1 protein-coding gene is annotated in these 1,470 nt (G+C 39.3%); it reads left to right on the top strand.

The genetic code is table 11. The features are described 5' to 3' along the window. The first annotated feature begins 136 nt into the window (after positions 1-136). A complete protein-coding gene (locus AC1FXP_RS23375; RefSeq protein ID WP_480064313.1) occupies positions 137-1,387 on the top strand; it encodes an IS4 family transposase in 1,251 nt (416 codons plus the stop codon). The last annotated feature ends 83 nt before the right edge of the window (positions 1,388-1,470 follow it).

The following is a 1,470-nucleotide window of genomic DNA, read 5'->3' as shown; positions in this document are numbered from 1 at the left end:
TCATTAGCTTTGCATAAAGTTATTAAAAATTTGTCAAGTAGTTTCAAGTAGAAATTTATGGTTTCAAGGCACAAAAAAACTCCTTATAATTAGGATTGGTAGTTCTGTCCAAATCCCAATTAAAAGGAGCATACCCATGGACAAGAATACCATAAAATCTACAATAAATGAACTACTAAAAGTCATTGATGAACATACTTTTTCCAACCTCATTAACGTGATAGACCTTGATAAATACGTGAAAAAGCTAACAGCCTATAAGTTTCTTCAACTGCTTATCATTTCGCAATTAAAGGAAATCAAAAGCTTAACTCACATGTCAAAGAAGCTAAGAGATGAGGAAGAACTTCAAGTTCAACTTACATTTGATACGATTAGCACTTCACAGCTTTCAAGGAAATTGGGTGATTTATCTCCAAAGTTATTTGAAAAGATCTTTCATTATCTCGTGTTAAACATTCAGGCGAAGATGAAGCAATCGCCGATTATTCGTGAGATCGGTCGCTTACACGTGATTGATTCGACGACCATGAGTATGAGTGTAAGTCAGTACCCTTGGGCAACTTTCCGCAAAACAAAAGCAGGAATTCGACTTCATTTACGGGTTGTCGTTACGAAAGAGTTAACCTTACCCGATAAAGGAATTCTATTACCTGCCAAGCATGCAGACCGCACTCAAATGGGAGATCTCATTGATATTGATTCAAATGCGATTCACTTGTTTGACCGTGGCTATATCGATTATAAACAGTTTGATCACCTCTGTTTACACGATGTTCGGTTTATTACTCGTTTGAAGAAGAACGCACAGGTTGAAGTGCTATCCGAACAAATTCCGCAAGCAAGTTCACCGATTGTGAAAGACCAGGAAGTGTTTCTAGGTAACTCGCAAAATGAGACAAAAATGACCCACCCCTTGCGCTTAATTGAGACACACGATAGCAGAGGAAACGTCATCATGATCGTCACGAATTGTTTTGACTTGTCTGCCGAAGAAATCGGTGACTTGTATCGCTATCGCTGGAAGATCGAGACTTTCTTTAAGTGGATGAAACAACACCTCACGTTCAAAACGTTCTATGGAAAGAGTGAAAATGCCGTGTGTAATCAAATCTGGGTCGCGCTCATCACGTATTGTTTACAAGTGCTCTTACAAGAGCAACTGCATCACAACGGTCCTTTACTCGAGATAAAGAAAACCCTACAGAACCTGTTGTTTAAAGGCATTGACACCTTTCTTCGTTCGCTTTTTAGGCAACCTACACGCTTTTCAAGAGGACGCCGAAAACAGAATTGGGAACAAGAGTTTCGAGTAATCGAGCACCAATTCGCAGAAGGTGAGGTGAGCCATCTAGACGACTTGACGTACGATCCACTGTTTAACTAGGAAAAAGCATAATTGTAAAATTGTGGATAAGGACTGCCGTTTTACTTGCCTGTTGTCCTTTTTTCACTTTGACCTGAACAACA

The sequence above is a fragment of the Halalkalibacter sp. HAAS-P013 genome, from assembly GCF_056619925.1.
This window is presented reverse-complemented; position numbering and strand designations above follow the sequence as displayed.